This is a genomic window from Hominiventricola filiformis (assembly GCF_020686965.1).
Taxonomy (GTDB): domain Bacteria; phylum Bacillota; class Clostridia; order Lachnospirales; family Lachnospiraceae; genus Hominiventricola; species Hominiventricola filiformis.
This window is the reverse complement of sequence record NZ_JAJEPS010000006.1, coordinates 1-18,961: the sequence shown is the minus strand read 5'-3', so window position 1 is coordinate 18,961 and position 18,961 is coordinate 1. Positions and strand designations below refer to the sequence as shown.

19 protein-coding genes and 1 pseudogene are annotated in these 18,961 nt (G+C 42.7%); 1 reads left to right on the top strand and 19 read right to left on the bottom strand.

What is annotated here, in order from left to right; all coding sequences use genetic code 11:
* Nucleotides 1-9: 9 nt before the first annotated feature.
* From LKD36_RS07620 to LKD36_RS07595, 6 genes are all read right to left on the bottom strand, one after another.
* A complete protein-coding gene (locus LKD36_RS07620; RefSeq protein WP_308459217.1) occupies nucleotides 10-927 on the bottom strand; it encodes an ABC transporter permease in 918 nt (305 codons plus the stop codon).
* A 3-nt stretch (nucleotides 928-930) separates the two neighbouring features.
* A complete protein-coding gene (locus LKD36_RS07615; protein WP_308459216.1) occupies nucleotides 931-1,863 on the bottom strand; it encodes an ABC transporter permease in 933 nt (310 codons plus the stop codon).
* A gap of 89 nt (nucleotides 1,864-1,952) precedes the next feature.
* Entirely contained in the window at nucleotides 1,953-3,548 is a 1,596-nt protein-coding gene (locus tag LKD36_RS07610; RefSeq protein WP_308459215.1) for an ABC transporter substrate-binding protein, read from the bottom strand.
* 164 nt (nucleotides 3,549-3,712) lie between these two features.
* Nucleotides 3,713-4,993 carry a nickel pincer cofactor biosynthesis protein LarC gene (larC, locus tag LKD36_RS07605; RefSeq protein WP_308459214.1) on the bottom strand — a complete coding sequence of 427 codons (1,281 nt, stop codon included), beginning with the start codon at nucleotides 4,991-4,993 and terminating at the stop codon, nucleotides 3,713-3,715.
* 14 nt (nucleotides 4,994-5,007) lie between these two features.
* A complete protein-coding gene (locus LKD36_RS07600) occupies nucleotides 5,008-5,595 on the bottom strand; it encodes a uridine kinase family protein (RefSeq protein ID WP_308459213.1) in 588 nt (195 codons plus the stop codon).
* A gap of 5 nt (nucleotides 5,596-5,600) precedes the next feature.
* Complete coding sequence (locus LKD36_RS07595) at nucleotides 5,601-6,173, bottom strand: ECF transporter S component (RefSeq protein ID WP_308459212.1); 573 nt, start codon at nucleotides 6,171-6,173, stop codon at nucleotides 5,601-5,603.
* Between the two features lie 304 nt (nucleotides 6,174-6,477).
* Here LKD36_RS07595 and LKD36_RS07590 point away from each other — a divergent pair, with 304 nt between their 5' ends.
* A complete protein-coding gene (locus tag LKD36_RS07590) occupies nucleotides 6,478-7,914 on the top strand; it encodes a carbon starvation CstA family protein (RefSeq protein WP_308459211.1) in 1,437 nt (478 codons plus the stop codon).
* A gap of 62 nt (nucleotides 7,915-7,976) precedes the next feature.
* Here the strand turns inward: LKD36_RS07590 and LKD36_RS07585 are convergent, their stop codons facing one another.
* The 13 genes and pseudogenes from LKD36_RS07585 to LKD36_RS07525 form a co-directional block, all read right to left on the bottom strand.
* Nucleotides 7,977-9,722: an ammonium transporter gene (locus LKD36_RS07585; protein ID WP_308459210.1), complete on the bottom strand. Its 1,746-nt coding sequence runs from the start codon at nucleotides 9,720-9,722 to the stop codon at nucleotides 7,977-7,979.
* Nucleotides 9,723-9,945: 223 nt separating this feature from the next.
* A complete protein-coding gene (locus tag LKD36_RS07580) occupies nucleotides 9,946-11,034 on the bottom strand; it encodes a pyridoxal-phosphate-dependent aminotransferase family protein (protein ID WP_308459209.1) in 1,089 nt (362 codons plus the stop codon).
* Between the two features lie 30 nt (nucleotides 11,035-11,064).
* Complete coding sequence (locus LKD36_RS07575; protein ID WP_118770071.1) at nucleotides 11,065-11,592, bottom strand: ECF transporter S component; 528 nt, start codon at nucleotides 11,590-11,592, stop codon at nucleotides 11,065-11,067.
* Between the two features lie 94 nt (nucleotides 11,593-11,686).
* The gene (locus LKD36_RS07570) at nucleotides 11,687-12,328 is read right to left on the bottom strand and encodes a trimeric intracellular cation channel family protein (protein ID WP_308459208.1); all 642 of its coding nucleotides are present in this window, start codon (nucleotides 12,326-12,328) and stop codon (nucleotides 11,687-11,689) included.
* Between the two features lie 36 nt (nucleotides 12,329-12,364).
* Nucleotides 12,365-12,865, bottom strand: a complete 501-nt coding sequence (gene bilS, locus LKD36_RS07565; protein WP_308459207.1) for a flavodoxin family protein BilS — start codon at nucleotides 12,863-12,865, stop codon at nucleotides 12,365-12,367.
* Between the two features lie 107 nt (nucleotides 12,866-12,972).
* Nucleotides 12,973-13,749 carry a ZIP family metal transporter gene (locus LKD36_RS07560; RefSeq protein WP_308459206.1) on the bottom strand — a complete coding sequence of 259 codons (777 nt, stop codon included), beginning with the start codon at nucleotides 13,747-13,749 and terminating at the stop codon, nucleotides 12,973-12,975.
* A 227-nt stretch (nucleotides 13,750-13,976) separates the two neighbouring features.
* On the bottom strand, nucleotides 13,977-14,789 hold the full coding sequence (locus LKD36_RS07555) for a DUF3169 family protein (protein ID WP_308459205.1): 813 nt from the start codon (nucleotides 14,787-14,789) through the stop codon (nucleotides 13,977-13,979).
* Nucleotides 14,786-14,995, bottom strand: a complete 210-nt coding sequence (locus tag LKD36_RS07550; RefSeq protein WP_308459204.1) for a helix-turn-helix transcriptional regulator — start codon at nucleotides 14,993-14,995, stop codon at nucleotides 14,786-14,788. Before LKD36_RS07550 ends, LKD36_RS07555 begins: the two co-directional genes overlap by 4 nt.
* A gap of 173 nt (nucleotides 14,996-15,168) precedes the next feature.
* Nucleotides 15,169-15,789 (bottom strand): DUF1847 domain-containing protein, encoded by a 621-nt coding sequence (locus LKD36_RS07545; protein ID WP_308459203.1) that lies wholly within the window; start codon nucleotides 15,787-15,789, stop codon nucleotides 15,169-15,171.
* Between the two features lie 229 nt (nucleotides 15,790-16,018).
* The gene (locus LKD36_RS07540; RefSeq protein ID WP_308459202.1) at nucleotides 16,019-17,344 is read right to left on the bottom strand and encodes a transposase; all 1,326 of its coding nucleotides are present in this window, start codon (nucleotides 17,342-17,344) and stop codon (nucleotides 16,019-16,021) included.
* A gap of 11 nt (nucleotides 17,345-17,355) precedes the next feature.
* Entirely contained in the window at nucleotides 17,356-17,796 is a 441-nt protein-coding gene (tnpA, locus tag LKD36_RS07535; protein WP_308459318.1) for an IS200/IS605 family transposase, read from the bottom strand.
* A 327-nt stretch (nucleotides 17,797-18,123) separates the two neighbouring features.
* A complete protein-coding gene (locus tag LKD36_RS07530; protein WP_308459201.1) occupies nucleotides 18,124-18,513 on the bottom strand; it encodes a DUF5301 domain-containing protein in 390 nt (129 codons plus the stop codon).
* Between the two features lie 329 nt (nucleotides 18,514-18,842).
* Nucleotides 18,843-18,961 (bottom strand): annotated as a pseudogene (locus LKD36_RS07525) (DUF2992 family protein); the annotation flags it as partial.

The following is an 18,961-nucleotide window of genomic DNA, read 5'->3' as shown; positions in this document are numbered from 1 at the left end:
CCATACCTCCTAATTTTTCAGTTTCGGGTCAAGAGCATCTCTTAGACCGTCACCAAAAATGTTAAATGCAATTACTGTAATCATAATAGCCACACCAGGCATAATACTGTATACCGGACGGAAACTGATAAATGTCTGTGCTGCACTAATCATGTTACCCCATGACGGAGTTGGCGGCTGAATACCAATGCCAAGGAAGCTTAAAGAAGCTTCATACATAATAGCATTCGGAATACCTAATGTTACCAGTACGATAATCGTAGAAAGACAGTTCGGAACAAGTCCTTTCATAATAATCCAGTAAGTGGATGCTCCACATGCACGGCTTGCTTCAATATATTCTTTTTCCTTCAGCTGTATCACAGAACCTCTGATCATTCGGGCTGTACGTACCCATGTCAGAAGTCCGAGTGCTATAAACAGATTCAGGACCCCTTTTCCCATGAAAGTCATAATTGCCATTGCAAAAATCAGATCCGGGAAAGCCTGGAAAATCTCCATTACACGGGAAATTAAACTATCAACCCAGCCGCCATAATATCCAGCCAGAGACCCCAGTGCTACACCTACAATAGATGCAATAATCTGAGCTACGATACCGATACTGATAGATACTCTGGAACCGTAAATAATACGGGATAAAATATCACGGCCATATTCATCTGTTCCGAAAAGATGAGCTTTGCAAGGCCCTCCAAGGACTGCACTGTAATCCTGATAATTAGGGTCATATGGTGCGATAAGTGGTGCAAAAATTGCAATCAGTACAAGCAGTCCTAACAGGCATGCACAAAACATTGCCATCTTATTTCTCTTCAGACGACGCAGACTGTCTCCATAGAAACTAGAATACTGCATGCCGCCATCCATAATATTCTGTTCGAACTGTTTCTGTTTATTAAAAAATCCAAGTATTTTTTTTGCCATCTCTTATGCTGCTCCTTTCCCGTAACGAATTCGCGGATCCAGAAATGCATAGGAAACATCGACGATCAGATTTACAATAACGAAGACAAATGCAATATACATAACCGTACCTTCCAGCAGTGGGAGGTCACGGTTTGACATAGCATCTACTGCCAGTTTTCCAATTCCAGGAATAGAGAAAACTTTTTCAATCAGCATAGAACCAGTCAGCATGTAACCAAAATCCGTTCCTACCAGTGTAACAATCGGAATCATGGCGTTTTTCAGTGCATGTTTCATAATAACTGCCCAGCGTGTAGCTCCTTTTGCTTTTGCTGTACGGATGTAATCCTGTCCAAGGACTTCCAGCATACTGGTTCTGGTAATACGGGCAATATTTCCTGCATAACGTGCACCCAGCGCAACGCTTGGCAGAATGTAAGATGCTACACCGTCAAATCCAGATATCGGAAGAATATTCAGTTTTAAACCAAAAATAATCTGAAGAATAATGGCAACCCAGAATGCCGGGGCAGAAACACCAATGATGGAAAGAAGCATAACAACAGAATCAATGCCCTTTCCTCTTTTAACTGCTGCAAAAATTCCGCACGGAATACCGATTGCAGATGCAAACACAAAAGACATACATGCCAGTTTTACTGTTACTTTAAAGCAGCGAAATAATGCATCTGTCACTACTTCCTTTGTAAAATAGGAAGTTCCAAAATCAAGGTGAACTGCACCTTTAATAAAATTCAGATACTGCACATAATAAGGCAGATCAAGCCCTAGCTCACTCCGCACTTTGGCAATCGTTTCCGGATCTGCACGTTTCTCCAGCATCAGGGCAACCGGATCTCCCGGTACTACCTGAAGAAGAATAAACGTGATCAGGCTGATACCGAACAGTACAAATACCGTCTGAAGCAAACGTTTTCCTGTGTATGAAAGCATGGTTTTTTCTCCTATACATGAGAACAGAGGAGCCGCCAATGATCTCAGTCCTCTGTTCTCCATAACATTTTTATTTTATTCTGTATTAATTACTGAATATCTGCATTCTTCCAGAACATACGGAATGTGGCGTCCATCTGGAAACCAGTGATGCTCGGATTCAGCAGGTAGAATTTAGTCTCATTATATAACGGAGTAGTTGCCCAGTCTTCTCTGGTCATAATGTGCTCTGCTTTTGCATAAATTGCCTGACGTTCTGCTTCATCGGTGGTAGCAATACCATCTTCCATAAGCTGGTCAAATTCTGCATTGTGCCAGAAACTAGAGTTTGTTTCTGTCTTGGTCATCGGATACAGCATACTTTCCGGATCAGAATAATCTACATACCAGTTACTAATACCGCAGTCGACACCACCACTCTTCTTCATATCAGACCATGCTGCGGAGTCAACCTGCTCAACCTCTACCCTGATACCTGCTGCCAGAGCCTGCTGCTGGAAGGCAGTTGCAATTGCAACATTTCCTTTATACTTGGTATTTACAGTTACACGAAGATCAATGCCATCTGCATATCCTGCTTCTGCAAGCAGCTGTTTTGCTTTCTCCGGATTATATTCAAACTCCGGAAGACTGTCATCATGACCAATAATGCCTGCCGGAATATAAGAAGTCGGAACCGTTGCAGTACCATGAAGAATACTATCACAGATAGCTGCGCGGTCAACGGAAAGAGCAATTGCTTCTCTTACCTTTGCGTCCGGATAAGTCTTGCAGTTCATAAGCAGGCTGTAATTTCCAGTCGGCTGGAAACCATGCATCTGATCTTTCAGCTCCGGATTGCTGGAGTATACCGGATAAATAGACGGGTCAACATCCACATAATCTACATTTCCCTTCTGATACTCAAGAACCTGGGTGTTTACATCTTCAATAAACTTATAGCTTACACCATCCAGTTTTACTGCACCGCCATGATAGTCATCAAAACGTGACAAAGTCACACCAACACCATTCTGATAGCTGTCCATCTTGAACGGGCCAGTACCTACCAGAGTTGTCATACCCCAGCTGTCTCCAGCAGCTTCGCATGCTTCCTGCGGATAAATTGCACAGTATGCAGTAGACAAAACAGACAGGAATGGTGAATATGGTTTTTTCAGGGTAATGGTGAAATGGGTATCGTCCTGAACCTGAACACCAGACAATTCCTCTGCCTCGCCATTGCTCATCTCGTCATATCCAACTACATTCTCAAGCAGAGTAGCCATCTTTGCCATTTTGATCAGACGCTCATAAGAATATTTTACGTCAGAAGCCTTTAATGTCGTTCCATCATGGAATTTCACATCCGGCAGCAATTCAAAACTATAAGTCATGTTGTCATCAGAAATGGACGGCATACCAGTCAGGAGTGTCGGTACCAGACCATCTGCTGTAGTAGTCAACAAAGATTCCGTAACATTATCGGTGATCTTCATTACAATACTGTAAGTGAACTGCTGCGGATCCAATGCTACCTGAGGATCTACTGCTGCGACACGTACTACCTTGCCGCCTACCTCGGTCGTTGCAGAAGCTGTGGTAGAATCTGCAGCTGCAGCAGAATTATCAGAGCCTCCACCGCATGCAGTAAGAGATACTGCAAGAATGCAGCTCAGCAGAATTCCTGCTAATCTTTTTTTCATTTGTGTTTCCCTCTTTCTTCTTTTTTCTCTTTTTTAGGATTCTGAATTTATAAAAATAAATTTTTTACTTTAATTCAATAAATCACTAAACCCTTAAAATTATATCTATTTTTTTATATAAATGCAAGGAATATTTTCAGTTTCTGCACATTTTACCGAATACCTCAAATTGCTTTGTTCCATTCTTCCACAATCATCTGGTATATTTGCTGGTATGATTTTCCAGATTTTCGGGACAGATCGATAATGCTTTCATATTCAGGATAGCATCTTTTCACTGATTCTGAATTTTCTCCGTCTAGAACAGTACAGATTTTTACTCTTGCTGCTCCATAAAACGTCTCCACGATTTGTATTTCCCGTGTCAGCACCGTACGTTCCATCCGGCATCGCCGAATTCCAATCGTTGTGGTGTTGGAAAAAATAATCTGTTCCATAATTGGAATTTCTTCTTCCAGACACAGAACGCACAATTCATACGCAGGACGATTTTTTTTCATTTGTACAGGAAGGTAATGTACTTCTCTTGCACCTGCATCCAGAAGGCATTCCATGGTATATCCAAGCACCTCCCCACTGCAGTCATCAATATCACTTTCCAGTTTCCATATAGAATCCATCTTCACATGACTGGGCATAACAGGCGTATTAATGAGAAATGCCCTTAAAATTCCAGGTCGTTCATATTCTCTTTTTCCGGCTCCCAGCCCAATTTTTTCTATATTAAATGCATCTGGCAGAACTTCTGAAGTCCGGATCGCTGCTGCTATCGCAGCTCCTGTCGGAGTCACATACTCTCCTTGTTCTCCTGTCAGATGAAGTTTTAAATGATGTGCGGCAGCAATGTTGGCAACTGCCGGCACAGGTACTGGCAGTATTCCATGCTGGCACCTGATCGTTCCCCCTCCCTCATAAAGGAAAGGAATGATTACCTCACTTATATCCAGATTATCAAGGCACACGGCAGCAGCTACAATATCCACAATAGAATCAATAGCACCAACCTCATGAAAATGAACTTCTTCCAGCGTGGTTCCATGAGCTTTTGCTTCTGCCTCTCCAAGAATTGTAAAAATTTTTACCGCTATTTCATATGCCCGTCTGGTCATATCTGTTTTTTCAAGAATTTCCATTACTTCCTTCATTCCCCGATGACTATGACTGTGTGCTTCGTGAGCAGTATGCCCGTGAGAATGTTTTTTCCCCTGATGAAGATATGCCATATCATGATCATGGTTCTCAAATTCCGCATTCAGTAACACATCAAAGTCACACACATCAAGTCCCGATTTTTTTACGCGGCTGATGCGAATATCAAATTCCTGGATCGGAAGACTCTTAAGTACCTTCCTCAGCACCTTCTGATCTGCTCCCAGATCCAACAATGCGGCTACCATCATATCTCCACTGATGCCAGAATAGCATTCCAGATATAATTTTTTCATATTCAAGTTCTCCTTTAAATCTGCTTCGTATGCGTCATATCAAATACAAGCTGGCACCGGTCTTCTGGTTCAAAACTGGAAAAGTAATGTTCTTCCAGAGGAATCCAGCGATTTCGAAACATCTCTGCTTTTTCCGGCCCATTTCTTTTTAAAATTCTGCGCATCTGTTCTTCCTTATCCACGGTAAGAAATATCCGAAGGTCATAATATTTAAATAAAGATGGATGACATGCATAAGATCCCTCAATTACAGTAATCGGGGTTGCTTTTACCGTAACAGGCGTTCCAAGATCCCAGATGCGACAGTCAAAAGGCCTATAAGAAAAATCCTTGTTTCTCTGCAAAGGCTGTATCACGTCCGTAAAGAATCGTTCATAATCTACATTTCCACCAGGTTCCTGAAAACGGGCTTCTGTTCGCTGTTCCATCCTTAGATAGAAATCATCCATATGAATCAGGCTTGCATGAAGTCTCTTTGCAAGAGCCTCTCCAAGCGTTGTTTTTCCGGAACCGCAGCGTCCATCAATGGCAATGAGCAAAGGAATCGTAGTTTCGTGTATCTTCTCTATTCGTCCTAATATACCGTTTAACACTTGTTCCATATCATCTAGTTCTCCGATCCTGCTGTATGATGGACATCCATTTTGTGAAACGGGACAATCTTTGCCTTATTTAAAGCAATCATCAATACTGGAATCATGACCAGCTGAAGGATAATGCCAGGAATCGCATTGAAGAACGCACCTGCCAGGAACAGCTGCCACCCGAAAGGAACACTGCCGATTCCCAGAAGAACAATTCTCACAACGCCCCATACAATACGGCCAGCCAGCATTGCTCCGACGAGGGAACGATACAGCGATTTTACGCACTTCCATCTGGAATGTCCATAGAGATAACCAATTACCAGTCCGTAGGCAGCTAGTTCAAATGCCATGGACACTGCATTGGGGAACATGGCAGGCATTCCAAAAAGAACACTTCTTACCAATGGAAGGAAAAATCCGACTGCCAGTCCATACTGCCATCCAACAATCAGTCCGCAGAGCAGAACCGGTATATGCATAGGAAGAAGCATCTGTCCGATCATGGGAATTTGTCCGATAAAAAACGGCAGAATCAGTCCGACAGCAAAAAACATGGCGGACAAAGTCAGTTTTTTTGTGCTTTCATATATCATACTAAAGTCTCCTTACAATTTTCTTTTGCTCATCATAACATTTAACCCAGGTATACGGTCAATCCTTTTTTTACATTTCTTCTATTTTTCATTCATTTTCATACCAAAGTAATATAGTTATCATACTTTGTGTATATACTAACGAATATTCAAAAAGTTGTATGGTATTCTATTGTGATAAAAATTAAAAAAATATAAACTTTATAAATTTTTTTTGTGCAAAACTATTTTAAAAAAGAGGAAGATGTGATATGGTGATGGTGTTAAGAATTGATGGCAGAATGCCATCAGAAGGAGGGAATGTATGATTACATTTTTTGTGTGCCTTGCACTGCTTCTCATTGGTTATGCAACCTATGGTGCATTCGTAGAGAAGGTATTTCACCCGGACGACAGAGAGACTCCCTGTACACGTCTGGAAGACGGAGTTGACTATGCTCCGATTGCTCCTTGGCGAGCATTCCTGATTCAGTTACTGAACATTGCAGGTCTTGGACCAATTTTCGGAGCTCTGTCAGGCGCTATCTGGGGTCCGAGCGTTATGCTTTGGATCGTATTTGGTACCATTTTCGCAGGTGCTGTCCACGATTTCTTAAGTGGTATGCTTTCCATGAGAAATGACGGTGCAAGTATTGCTGAGATTACCGGTATCTATCTTGGGCCAACAATGAAGACTGTTATGCGTATCTTTTCCGTTGTTCTGCTTGTTATGGTAGGCGTTGTATTTATGGTAGGTCCGGCAGGTCTTCTGGCTCTGTTGACTCCGAACGTACTGGATGTTAAATTCTGGACAATCATTGTTCTGGTTTACTATTTCCTGGCTACACTTCTTCCGATCGATAAGATCATCGGAAAGCTGTATCCGATTTTCGGTATCTGCCTGATCATTATGGCAATCGGCATCGCAGGCGCTACTATTGTAAATAATGTAAACGGTTCTGCTCCGATGCTTGAAATGACATTACAGAACCTTCATCCGGACGGAAAACCGATCTGGCCATTCATGTTCATTACCGTTGCATGTGGTGCAATTTCCGGTTTCCATGCTACTCAGTCACCGATGATCGCAAGATGTCTGACCTCTGAAAAAGATGGACGTAGAATCTTCTATGGTGCTATGGTTGCTGAAGGTATCATTGCTCTTGTATGGGCTGCAGCAGGATGTGCATTCTACGAGAAAACCGGCGGACTGATGACCGGTCTTGCAGCTGCTAACGGCGGAAACTCTACTACCGTATATCAGATGTCCATCGGACTCCTTGGACCTGTAGGTGGTGTTCTGGCTATGATCGGTGTTATTGCATGCCCGATTACTTCCGGTGATACCGCATTCAGAAGTGCCCGTCTGACTATCGCAGACTGGTTCAAGATTGATCAGAAAGACCCGAAAAAACGTCTTGCACTTTCCTTCCCGCTGCTGCTGGTTGGTTACTTTATCTCCTTCCTTGATTACAATGTTGTATGGAGATATTTCTCCTGGTCCAACCAGACACTTGCTATGATCGCTCTGTGGGCAGGCGCTACTTATCTTGCTAAATTTGTCAGCAAGAATGCAAGCTTTATCGCAGCTGTACCGGCAACCTTCATGTCTGCAGTTTCCTGTACATACATTATGATGGCCGGTGAAGGTCTTGGATTGAGCGCTTCTATCAGCTATCCTGTAGGTATTGTATTTGCAGTTGCCATGCTTGGTATCTTCCTGTTCAAATGCATTTTGAAATCAGATACAAAAACAGCTTAAGTAAATCTACAGTATCACGACGAAAAGGGATGCCGGAAAACCGACATCCCTTTCTTTAAATTTTATTCTACATCTTTCAGAGCATCCAGATCTTCTTCACCAGTTCTTACTTTAACAACCTTATCTACATTGTAAACAAAGATCTTACCGTCACCAATATGACCGGTGTAAAGAGCTTTCTTAGCTGCTTCAATTACTTTATCAACCGGAATATTTCCAACGATGACTTCTACTTTTACCTTCGGCAGCAGGGTCGCATCCATCTCAACTCCACGATACTTCTCTCCTGCTCCTTTCTGTACTCCGCAGCCCATAACCTGGGTAACGGTCATACCGGTAACTCCAATATCATTCATGGCTTTCTTCAGCTGATCATAACGGGACAGTCTGGAGATAATAGATACTTTGTAAATACCAGTTGCAGCAACTGCTGTATTGACAACTTTGACTGCAGCCTCTTTCTGAGCTTCGGAAGCATCTACATAGCTGTCCTGCCCAAGATCTGTGTTTTCATTTACGTCCATGGTCATGGTATTGGATACATCCATGATACTGAATCCTGCATATGCACTCGGAAGACCATGCTCACATGCATCCAGACCAACAATCTCTTCTTCCTCACTGACACGAAGTCCAACGGTTGCTTTGATCATAAGAAAAGTCAACGTAATAGTTACTGCTGTCCATGCACATACACTGACAACACCTAAGATCTGCAAGCCAAGCAGCTGGAATCCGCCGCCATAGAACAGACCAGTCAGAGTATCATTGCCTGGTGCAGAAGTAGTTGCAAAAAGACCTACTGCAAGAGTACCCCAGACACCGTTGCAGAAATGAACAGCAACTGCACCAACCGGATCGTCGACTCTTAGTACATAATCAAGGAACCATACACCGAAGACTACCAGGACACCGGATACAGTACCGATAACCAGTGCACCGAAACAATCTGTCACATCGCAGGGAGCGGTAATGGCTACCAGACCTGCCAGTGAAGCATTCAGGCACATGGACACATCCGGTTTGCCATATCTGATCCAGGTAAAGATCATGCAGACAACAGTCGCAGTTGCCGGAGCTACGGTAGTGGTCAGGAAAATAGAACCAAGCTGTTCTACAGAAGTTGCTGCAGCTCCGTTAAATCCGTACCAGCCAAGCCAGAGGATAAAACATCCAAGACAGCCAAGGGGAAGGTTATGTCCCGGAAATGCATTGACCTTTGTGATTCTTCCGGATTTGTCTTTTACAAATTTTCCAATACGGGGTCCGAGCATTTTGGCACCGATGAGTGCAGAAAGGCCACCTACCATATGGATGGCACAGGAACCTGCAAAATCATGGAATCCTATTTGTGAAAGCCAGCCGCCTCCCCAGATCCAGTGAGCCTCAATCGGATAAATGACTGCAGAAATGACACCGGAATAAATACAGTAAGATAAAAATTTGGTACGCTCTGCCATAGCACCGGATACAATCGTTGCGGTAGTTGCACAGAACACTAAATTAAATACAAAATTGGACCAGTCAAAATTTGCATAGCTGGTAAAAATATCGAATCCCGGTCTTCCAATAAGACCGACCACATCTTCACCTAACAGTAATCCAAAACCAATCAGAATAAATACGATGGTTCCAATACAGAAGTCCATCAGGTTTTTCATCAAAATATTACCGGTATTCTTTGCTCTGGTAAATCCTGCCTCTACCATTGCAAAACCAGCCTGCATCCAGAATACCAGGGCAGCGCCGATCAGAAACCAGACGCCAAAGACTATACCGTTTACGGATTCTAAAATTTCTCCACTCATAAACGTTCCTCCTCATTTTTCCTTCGTTAGCATTTCTTCCGGGCCCACCGCATATTTATTGCGGATAAAAGAAAAAGGCACCGAATCTTCTGATTCAGCGCCTTTGCTTGACAATAATTATAAAGATAATCCATTCTTTCGTCAATCAACGAAAAACACGAAAGAAAATAAAGACAGTGTTAAAATTTCGTTAATTTTTACAAAATTGTATCATTGTATGCAATTATTTCTTTTTAAGGCTGCTCAAGGTCTGCTCAAGTGCCTGAAGCGTCTCTGTTACATCCTGCTCATTCGCATTCTCACCCATATGTCCGATACGGATGACCTGTCCGGTGAGCACGTCAAAGCTTCCTGCAATCATAATATTATGATCTTTCTTCATAGTTTCCAGAATATCTGCAGCTGTCATTCCTTCCGGAATGCGGATAACGGTAACCGTGTTGGAATAGCCGTTCTCCAGATAAAGGGACAGCCCCATCTTCTGAACTGCCGTTCTGGTCATCTCGCCATACTTCTTATGACGGTCATAACGTTCAGTATCTGCTTTTACATTTTCCAGCGCCGCACGAAGTCCGTAAATATCACTGATGGGCATCGTATATGGGAACCACAGATTCTTATAATAATCCTTGAACACCAGAATATTGGCATAGAAAGACGCAATCGGTGTTTTCCTCTCTTCCATGGCTTTCATGGCTGCATCACTGACTGTCACAAAGGTCAGTCCCGGAGGTGCCGAAAGAGCTTTCTGGGAACCTCCACAGGCAATATCGATCTGTCCCTCGTCCACACGAAGCGGCTCACCAAACATAGCAGAAACAGAATCCACAATCGTCATAATGCCGTATTCATGAAGAGCACGGCTTAACTCCTCTACCGGATTCAGAACTCCGCTTGGTGTATCACAGTGTACCAGTGTTGCATATTTAAAATCATGATGCTCTTTTAAATATGCACGGAAAGCATCTACATCCAGTGCCCGGGTGTAAGGGGCTTCATAAAAAGTGACCTGTCCGCCATACATCGTTACAAAATCTGCAAATCCTTTTCCATAGACACCGTTATCCAGAACAAGGACCTGATCTCCTGGTTCTGTCAGAGACGCACAGGCTGCCTCCAGACCAAGGATTCCTTCCCCATCCAGAATATAGGCTGTATTTTTCGTTTCCAGGAGCTCACTGATCAGTTCACAAGTCTCCTTATAATAATCGTAAAATGCCGGATCCAGATCCGGATTCGTGCAGGCAAGACTTCTTGCATTGCGTACATTTTCCCGTACCTGTGTCGGTCCGGGAGTCATAATCTTATACATTACTTCTTATTCCTCTCATGCAATTCTTTCTTATCTGCGGATAGCTCTTCTGACTACTTCTGCAATCGGAAGAACCAGAACAGCTGCCACACCAATCTGAACCAGGTTGCCCGGAATGGATGCTGCCGGTGCAATCCAGTTTCCATAAATGATACCTTCTGCAATATAGTATCCTACGATTTTTAACACACAGGCAACAACAATGGCCAGCACATTCCAACGGAATCCATGATGTTTCTCGGTAATTGCGCCTACGCTGTATCCCATCAGACCTACAACTACAAAAGTAAACGGTGCCCACAGCACCCAGCCGCCCATCAGATCGAACAATGCCATTCCAATCGAACCAGCCAGTGCGCCAGTACGTTTTCCAAAAATAATTGCTGCCAGAAACAGCGGTACATTTCCCAGATGAACCAGTCCGCCATTAGCTGCAATCGGAAGCCGGATATTGATAAATCCTGTCGCAATAAAGGTAAGTGCAATGCAGACTCCGGTGATTGCGATCTCCGATACAGAAATTGTCTGTTTTTCATTCGTAAGTTCTTTCGTGCTCATAATATGTTGCCTCCTCGTCGTTCGTTGAGCACTATACTACTCCTTATCTGGATGTATGAATATATCCAGTTTTTTACAATTTGATAAGGTCAGATTAACGAACCCTTGGAAGATTCCAGCGATATTTCGCTGCCAGCAGGCGGATCATAAAAACGAGCATCGAAGAAATTATCATTGCCGGAAGTTTTCCAAACTGTCTATACAAGAAAATACAGCTCATTGCCCCCATCACCGAAGCGCATGCATAAATATGCTTTACAAAAATATAGGGTGGATTCCCGGCCATCATATCTCTGAGCAGACCACCGCCCACACCTGTAACCGTGCCGAGGAATGCGAGCAAAAATGTATTGTCTGTATAGCCCTGTTTGATTCCTGTCATGACTCCAACTGCAGTGAAAATACCAAGACCTATTGCATCCATGAGCTGCATCACCCTGTCATAGCTGTTATGAAATCTGGCAGCATTTTTATCTGCTTTAAAATAGAGAAATCCAAAGATTAAAAGTGCTGTTATTACAGATGTTTCCACATAAATCGGTTCCAGCAACGCCGACGGTATCTGGCAAAGCACAATATCACGGATCGTTCCGCCTCCCACCGCCGTCACAGTTCCCAGCACACAGACTCCAAACAAATCCATATTCTTACGAATCCCTACCATTACGCCGGAAGCTGCAAAGGCAATGGTCCCGATCAGTTCCATAAGAAATAAAAGCAAATTCTGAATATTCATAAATCATAATCCCCCGTGTCATTGAAATTTGACATATCACAGGAGAAGATTTCTGAGTCTGTCCAAATCATCTGCATCGGGATGTGACAGGGCACTATCAAAATTTTCAATCAGTGCATCAATATTAGCCGGATGCTCTGTCTGTTCCTTCATCTTCAAATAACGATTTTTCACAGATTCCGGCATTTTTCCCTGGCACATATATTCACCTACAATCGTATTGCTTTCATCGATAGATTGTCTGACATGCTCAAGTACCTTTTGAAAATAGGTATCACTTCCACCAAAACCAGCGGTTCCGAACAGAAAGATCTTTTTATTTCTCAGACTGGACAGCAGTTCCAGCGTAGATTGATCTGCGTTTCCTTTGTCTGTCCAGAAACCAATATAAAGCATCTCTGATAGCGGCTGTCCTGTTTCTTTTACACCAAAATAATCACAGTTTTCTTTTGGCAATGTTTCATAAATCGCATCTGCAAGCTGTCTGGTGTTACCTGTCAGACTACTGAATATAATCGAATATCTTTCTCTGTTCATTCCCTGATCTTCCCTTTCATTTCCATTTACTCGATTGATTTCCAACCTTATGAAACAGTATAACACAGGTAGCTTCTTCTTTTCCAGTCTCCCATCAGCTCTATTTCTTATCCAAGTGCCACATCGAGAACCATCATTAAGCTGAATCCGATCGCAAAGAAGACCGTGCCAACATTGGAGTGCGACCCCTGCGACATTTCCGGAATCAGTTCTTCTACTACAACATAAAGCATTGCTCCTGCTGCAAAGCTCAATAAATAGGGCAATGCCGGAATGATCAGCTGCGCAGCAATGATTGTAAGTACTGCACCAACTGGCTCAACCACTCCCGAAAGCACACCGCCAAGAAATGCTTTTCCTTTACTTTCTCCCTCGGCTCTAAGCGGCATGGATATAATCGCCCCTTCAGGAAAATTCTGAATCGCAATTCCAAGGGATAAAGCCAGGGCACTTGCTGCTGTGATTTGTACGTTTCCGGCAAGAAGTCCTGCATACATTACACCGACTGCCATACCTTCAGGAACATTATGCAGTGTAACCGCCAATACCATCATTGTAGTGCGGCCAAGTTTGCTTTTCGGTCCCTCTGCCTGGTCACTTCCTACATGAAGATGTGGAATTAGGTGATCAAGTGCAAGTAAAAACAATATGCCAATCCAGAAGCCAGCAAATGCCGGGAAAAACGAGAAAACTCCCATATTTTCAGATTGTTCTATGGCTGGAATCAGAAGACTCCAGATTGAGGCAGCAACCATCACACCTGCTGCAAATCCAGCAAGTGCCCGCTGCACCGATTTGCTCAGAGTTTTGTTCATAAAAAATACGCATGCTGCACCAAGCGTCGTTCCAAGAAATGGAATCAGTATACCAAAAAAGATTTTCATTTATTTTATGTTTTCCTTTCTATTGATTTTATATCATAATACTATTCTGCAGAACAGCATTACATGTGTGAATAATAAAGTTAGCTTATACTAACTTATATTTATAAAGAAACTATGTAAAACATATGCCGTAATCATATTGGCGGCAGTAGATTTTCCAAAACAGCGTGGACGGCTGATACAAATAAATTCCCATTTGCATGCCCTCCCGCTTTTCATATTTTTTATTATACCCTATTTTTGATCTTCGGGAAACATGAAACTGCTTTTTTCATCCTCACGCAACTTCCAGTATAAGTAAACTGTGCCAGCATCCAGATCACCGCCAGGACAATTACTGCAAGCATGCCGGTATCAAAATAGAGATTTGCAAGCATGACCAGAATGAGAATCACCGGGATCGTGCGATTAACGGTCATATACGCTTTATAAGCGCTGCGGTAAATCACCTCTTTTTCCGCTTCATCACAGCTATCCAGCCACTGCTCCTGGAATTTCGGGGAAGACGGATCACCTTTCTTCTCCGGATGTGTTTTCTGAAGCAGCTTCACATACCGGATCTGCCAAAAATAGAGATATACATAAATAGCAATAAATACCACACATGCCACAAGGAATGAATACGCATGGTTCTCTGCCTCAATATATTTCATGGAATAACCGAAAGTCAGGAAGAAAATACTCAACACCTGTGAAAGTACACTCAGATTCGTCGCAAAAGCTCCAACTTTTTCTTCCTCATATTCCAACCGATCACATTCTTCATCATCCGCCGCCGGCTGACACACGCAGATTCCTTTCAGTTTCCGCATACAGATTTCCTCCAGCAACACAGTCACTGCAAAAATGACCCCCAGAATTGGAATCAGCATGCTTCTGATCTGCTGCAACGCCCAGGCACTGTTCAATATAATTCCACGTGACAGTAATACAAAACGAAGCATTCCTGTTCCTCCGCCGATCACACTGCCAATCACACAGGCGATCGCAATAATCTTGACGCCTCTAAGATAACTGTTGACTTTCATTTCCTGTTTCATGACTCATCCTCCTCATACTGAAAAATATCTTCCACCTGAACCCCACAGATTTTTGCCAGCTTCAATGCCAACGCCACTGACGGTGAATAGTCCCCCCGCTCGATTAAACTGATGGTCTGTCTTGATACTCCTGCCAGCTTTCCAAGCTCAGTCTGATTGATACCGAGCCTGGAACGATATTCTTTTAACTGATTAAGTAATGACATATGCATTTACTCCTTTGACAACTTTTCTTGTCATCTTCACTATAGCATTGACAACTATCCTTGTCAATATATTTTGACAATTTTACTTGTCATTTAAGAACAGATACAAAAAATACGCATGCAGGACAACTCCCACATGCGTGTCTTCTTCAATAATGCAATGAAGGAATGTTTTATTCCAGCCGCTTTTTAAAATATCCCTCTGCACAGTAGATAGCACCGCAGGGATTATGAGCCAAAACACGATCCTTGGCCACCAGTGTCGTGACCATTGCATCCGAATATTTATAAAACATCGAGTCATGTCCGACGCACAGACCGATCTCAATGTTAAACTCGGTCTGCTGCTCGTTCAACAGCTTTGCCTGTGCGATGGGATTGCACATGGCCTCAAATTCACCCGGATGTATTTTGACCTCTTCCGGAATACCGACTTCTTCTTTTGAGATGCCGCCCGTCTTGCAGATGACTGACACTACCTCAAAGCCCTGTGCCCGGAGTAAATCGGCCACGATGCGGGCTTCTTTCCGCAGCCCTTTGCAGAATGCGAGACCAAGCTTGTGGTAATTCATCCGCTTACAGAACTCTATCGTTTCTTTCAGCCGAGGCCACTGACAGTAACCAAGTCCTTCGATAGACGAACAGTTGATATAGAAATCGTGGTTTTCGGGCAGATCATATCCGTCACGGGAGTTCTCCATGACGGAAGTGTTCCGCATCGGGCAGTTTTTTGGCATCTTATCCGGCTCATTGTTGGCACAGGCTAGAACCGTACAGCTGGCACAAGTATACATATCTATTTCTCCTTCGTTATAAGCATATTTTAGCTTGATTTTACTTAATTCTACAGAGTTTGTGAACCTCACATGACTAGAAGTCACATGCTTCTCAGCCGCTTTAAGCGGCAAGACTAAATATCGGCGGATACGCCTGTAACTTAGTTGCACAGATATGTGCAATTACTCAGGCCGGATACGGCATGAATCCCACATCACAGGTAGTCCTCTGTATATCTGCCTGTATCTATGCCGCCTGCATACTGCCCAGTTCTGCACTGAGCAAAAGCAGATCTGCATAAACACATGAGGTTCTACGCTTCACAGAAGGAACTTTTGCCTCCAGTGAAGACCTTACCGTTGCCGATAAGGGTTTTAATCGTTCTCTTATAAAATATCTTGCTCCTATGTTATAGGCTGCTGACAGGTCACAATGATATCGTTTTCCTGTCGTAAATGTGCAAAGGCTGTGATTTTTAGAATCACGAACAACTTCACCAGTTCCATCATATGCAAGTCTGCTGGTATTCCATGCACATACTCTGGATACCCGCATTCCTGTCCTGTGCGCCTGATGTTCGCATAACTTCTGAATATCCCGTTTTCTCCACAAACGAAGCTTCTGCCTCTTTTTCCCGGTTACTTTCCCTTTCATTTTCAGATACTCGAAGACTATCACATCCGCATGGTTATTTTGGGCATATGTGGTAATCGCAGATGCCACTTTGCGGGACAGCTCTATGTTCAGTCTCCTTGCATAATTCCATCTGCTCTGTACCTGTCCGGAGCCATGTTCCCGCTGAAATCTGCTGATTCGTCCCAGCACACTGTACATCTGGTCTTTTTCACTGGGGAAATTGATAAATTTTCTTCCCAGGACAGTTCCATCTGAACGCATAATGGTACAAACCGCATCTGTGTTGATTCCAAGATCCACACTGCAGATAATCTGCTCATTTACTTCCTTCTTAGATAAAGAAACTTCCTCTGTATATGAGAACCGCAAAAAATATTTATGATGTCTCTTTTCCAGTGTAGGGGCAGAAGATTTTACCCCTGACCAATTTTTCCGCAGATACTCCATGTCCGTATGCAGCAAATTTACTGAAAACCATTTCCAGTCATGACCATCATATAATTTCAGAAAAGCCATATCTTCATGATTTTCTGCTTCTTTGTACATCACATCCCTGTAGAATACCGGCATTGCATGATTTTCATATACAAGCTTTGGCTTACCGTCCAGTTTCTTTTGTTTCCACAATTCCAGTCTCGTCTCATATGAAGACACGCTTCCAAGCGCATGCTGAATCGCCGATCTGCGAAGATAAGATGGCATCTTTGGAAATTTCTGGTCAAAGTCATATCTCGCCCGGTTTTTCTTTGTGCTATGAACCAGATGCTCCGCTGCATTAAACCGTTTTTGCGGATTGACAATCCGAGAAAGCTCCTCCCAGCTCTCTTCACATACACGGATCAAATATCCGACTGCCTGGCGATAGATATACAGCGTATGGCGAATCGGTATATTCTGTTTTTTTATTTTCACACCATAGCTGGATACTACCTTCATCAAAAACCTCTTTACTTTCCTGCTTCTTTTTCTTTCTGTCCTCTGATATAAGTAAGAACCTGTTCTTTACTTCGGTCACTGACTGTTACTGCACAATATGACGGATTCCACAAATGTCCTCCCCACAATTCCCGTTTTAATTCCGGATGAGAAAGGAAAAGCTGCCGTGCAAGATTTCCTTTCATAATTTTGATCATATCCGAAATATAAAACTGTGGTTTGCAGTCGACCAACAAATGAATATGATCTGGCATAACCTCCATAGCCACAATCTGAAATTTGTATTCATCTGCAATCTCATACAACATCTTTTTACACTCTTCATCTAATCCATTCTGTAAAACCTTTTTTCGATATTTGGTACACCAGACCAGATGATACTGTAAAGAATAAACATATCCTCGACCATATGATAGGTCATTTTCTTTAATAATAAATATATTTTTCTCCATATTTATAATATACCATATGTTCCGCCAAAAGTAAACATATGTTCTTTTTTCTATCAAAAAAAATTGCACACCTAACTCATCACTGAAGTAACGAGAATGCGGTGTGCATTTATTCAATTCTTCCACTTGCACTCTTTCCAGAACACGTAATCTGATAAATCCTATCTTCTTGAAAGAGTCTGGGATATTACGCAAAGATTGGCACGATGCCCATGTAGAATCAATAACGCCGGTACGGAATATCAAAATCCCACACCGGCATTATTAATTGTTGTTATCTTATTTTCCAATCACAGAATGCCTGATTGTCAACTCGGCAAACGGGAATTAATCAGTTTCTTGTAACCTTTCGAATAGTTGGCTATCAATTTTATAAATTCCTTGATAAGGCTGTTCAATATAGTATTTACCACTATCCTCATACGCAAAGATAGTACTTGTTCCTGTCTCAAACTGGAAGTCAATTTTGATATAACTTTCCACTTGTGGACAGTCTTGAACACTTTCCTTCTTAGTCGGTTCAGAACTGGAAATATCGGCGATTATTTCACTTATCCAAGTTTTGTCTGAATGACTTACTGTATTTTCCCCAAAAGTTATATCAATAAATGTAATCTCGTCGGTTTGAGGTAACGTAATAGGAGCTACCTTTTTTCCACACGCAACTAAAGTCAGCACACAAATAAGACACAAAAACAAAGAAAGAAATTTTTTCATAAGCATATTACCTCCAAATCCCGATTTGCTTGTTCCATAAAATTCATTTTATTCGCCTTCAAACTTGCTGGCGGCGAACAGCATTTTATGCTGTTTGCGGACGGCAAGTCCACAGGGGATAGCCGCTTTAGCGGCGCAAGGGGGTGTAGCCACCTTGACGGAACGAAGTGACGAAACATTCCCGGTCGGGCAGTTTTCTTCTGCCGACCGGGAGTGAAGCTCCGCAGGACGCACATACTCCCGATAGGAGAGTATAGAAGTGCGCCCTTTAGTTCCTAAAGGGTTTTTATCAGTGCGACAAACTTGAATTTGAGCAAAAGCCCAAGGGACTAATGTCTCCTATGCTTTTCTCTTTTCTTTTGCTGTTTCAATTCAAACATTCGCAGTTCGTCCGCTTCTTTTTTCTCACGGCTCCTCACTTTACGCTCCTGTTTATTCTGTTCCTGCT